At 51.9% G+C, this 3,142-nt stretch carries 1 protein-coding gene; it reads right to left on the bottom strand.

Annotation, left to right across the window (positions count from 1 at the left end; translation table 11 throughout):
* Positions 1–246: 246 nt before the first annotated feature.
* Positions 247–3,142: DUF1601 domain-containing protein (locus ACO6V1_RS23210; RefSeq protein WP_422468868.1), on the bottom strand; the 2,896-nt coding region annotated here is incomplete at its 5' end.

Below are 3,142 nucleotides of genomic sequence, written 5' to 3'. Positions count from 1 at the left end.
CGGGGGGGATGATCCCACTGCCTGATCGTGGCATGTCTATATCGTCCACGCCCTGAAGAAGCGGCATGGCCACCCGGTCGGTTATAATAATTATCTGATCTTGCGTATTTACCACTGATACCAGCAGAACTTCTGTCCATAAGTATATTTCATTAATTCATGAAAATATAAAAAGCAGACTGCTGTTCTGTTCAGAAGTTCATTTTTCTGAACTGTCTATAAACGCCGATGGTTGGAGAAGAACAATTACTCTGGATTGTTAAATGATTCAGAGCCATGCCCCTTCGGTTGGGTGTTGATTATGGTCTTTATTTGATCAATACATCGTTTTATTGAGTCCGGGCTCCAAAGCGTGTTAATCGGGATTTCAATAACCTCAAATCCTGATTTTTGCAGCAGTGCAATTTTCAGTAGAGTCGAACCATTCCGGGTTTTGAAATCGTTACTCACGTAATGAAACGGTCCCTGAATTTCAATCACCATGTTGTGATCTGGCAGTGACAGGTCAACTGGAGGTAATGAGTTCAGACTCTTTTCTTTTTCAATCTTCAAGGAGGGCATGCATGATTGGAGTTGATTGCGGACGACAGTTTGAGTTTTTGAAGTCATCGTCTGGTAATGGGGGGCGAAAGGACACGGTCTGCCAAGCCAACTGGCGGCCATGGCAATGGTAGTTTGATCCTCTTTATCCGGTGATGTATTTTCCAGGCGAGTCAACAGGTCATCCATGTGCTTTTCAAGCACGTTATTTTTATTGGCATTGGAGACCAGATACAACCTGGCACAGCATACCATGACTCCCCAGAGAGACATCGATATATCTTGCCTGGAGAGCTGAGGTTTTTCACTGATTTTGTGGACAAGCGATTCGAATGTAGAGGTAACCACATTCAGCTCAACGAGTTCACCCAGTTTCGCCATGGCCCACAGCAGGTTGGCGATATGCTGGGGAATAAATTGGTCTTTCTGTGCGTTCACGTGGGACAACAGGGCGGTGACGGCCTCATTAAGCTCCGGTGTCCGGTCATGCACGTCGTCCACCAGTTTCGCCATGGTCCACAACAGGTTGGCGATTTCCTGTGGTTTAAAGTTAGCTTTCTGTGCGTTCACTTGGGGCAACAGCGCGGAGACGGTCTTTTTGAGCTCTGGTGTCTGCCCCAGTCCGTTGTCCACCAGTTTCGCCATGGCCCACAGCAGGTTGGCGATAGCCTGGGCATTAAATTGGTCTTTCTGTGCGTTCACGAGAGGCAACAGGGCAAACACGGCCTTTTTGAGCGCTGGTGTCTGCTCCAGTCCGTTGTCCACCAGTTTCGCCATGGCCCACAGCAGGTTGGCGATATGCTGGGGAATAAATTGGTCTTTCTGTGCGTTTACGTGGGGCAACAGGGCGACTACGGCTTCCATGATACCTGTTGCCTGCTCCTGCCCGTTGTCCACCAGTTTCGCCATGGCCCACAGCAAGTTGGTGATTTCCTGTGGTTTAAAGTTAGCTTTCTGTACGTTTATATGGGGCAACAGCGCGGCCACGGCCGCTTTTAGCGCTGGTGTCAGCTCTTGCCCGTCCACCAGTTTCGCCATGGCCCACAGCAAGTTGGCGATACCCTGGGCAGTAAATTGGTTTTTCTGTGCGCTCACAAGGAGCAACAGCGCGGCCACTGCCTCTTTGAACTCTGGTGTCCACTCTCCGTTATCCAACAGTTTCGCCATGGCCCACAGCAAGTTGGCGATATGCTGAGGAGTAAATTGGTCTTTATGTGCCTTTACGTGGGGCAACAGCGTGGCCACGGCCTCGTTGAGTTCAGGTGTTCGCTCCTGCCCGTTGTCCACCAGTTTCGCCATGGCCCACAGCAGATTGGCGATATGCTGAGGAATAAATGGGGCTTTTTGAGCGTTTACGTGGGGCAACAGCACGGCCACCGCTTCGTTGAGTTCTGGTGTCTGCTCCTGCCCGTTGTCCACCAGTTTCGCTATGGCCCATAGCAGGTTGGCAATACCCTGGTCATTAAACTGGTCTTTCTGTGCGTTCACGTGGGGCAACAGCGCGGCAACGGCCTCTTTGAACCCTGGTGTGTGCTCCTGCCCGTTGTCCACCAGTTTCGCTATGGCCCACAGCAGGTTGGCGATTTCCTGTGGGTTAAAGTTAGCTTTCTGAGTGTTCACGTTGGGCAATAACGCGGCCACAGCCTCTTTGAGTTCTGGTGTCTGCTCCTGCCCGTTGTCCACCAGTTTTGCCATGGCCCACAGCAGGTTGGCGGTACCCTGAGGAATAAATTGGTCTTTCTGTGCGTTCACGAGGAGCAACAGGGCGGCCAGGGCCTCTTTGAACCCTGGTGTCCGCTCCAGCCCGTTGTCCATCAGTTTCGCCATAGCCCAAAGCAGGTTGGCAATGCCCTGGGCACTAAGTCGGTTTTTCTGTGCGTTCAGAAGGGGCAGCAGGGCGGCCACAGCCTCTTTCAGCCCTGGTGTCCGCTCCAGCCCTTTGTCCACCAGTTTCGCCATGGCCCACAGCAGGTTGGCAATGCCATGGGCATTAAGTTGGTTTTTCTGTACGTTCACGAGGGGCAACAGGGCGGCCACGGCCTCGTTGAGTTCTGGTGTCTGCTCCTGCCCGTTGTCCACCAGTTTTGCCATGGCCCACAGCAGGTTGGTGATACTCTGAGGAATAAATTGGTCTTTCTGAGCGTTCACGAGGAGCAACAGCGCGGCCACGGCCTCTTTGAACCCTGGTGTCCGCTCCAGCCCTTTGTCCACCAGTTTCGCTATGGCCCACAGCAGGTTGGCGGTATCCCGGGCATTAAATTGGTCTTTCTGTGCGTTCAAGTGGTGCAAAAGTGCAGCCACTGCCTCGTTGAACGCAGGTGTCAATTCTTGCCCGTTGTCCACCAGTTTCGCCATGGCCCACAGCAGGTTGGCGATACCCCGGGCTTCAGGTTTTTGGTTGCAGTTAAATATTATTGCATCAAGTAGCGTTGACAATAAGTGAGCTTGAGTAAGCTTAACACGCTCATCCATGGGTTTATGAAAGGCAAAAACACCCGCTGAAGTAAATGAATGAAGTGTTGTCGTCAGGCTTCGCCAGTTCCAGCTCCGTGTTGGGGTAAAATTTTGCAGCATACGTATCAGCTGGCTTTGTTCCGCCCGG

This window comes from Endozoicomonas sp. ALC013, assembly GCF_049310205.1.
GTDB lineage: Bacteria > Pseudomonadota > Gammaproteobacteria > Pseudomonadales > Endozoicomonadaceae > Endozoicomonas.
Note: the sequence above shows the minus strand (reverse complement) of the source record. Positions and strands in the feature narration are given on the sequence as shown.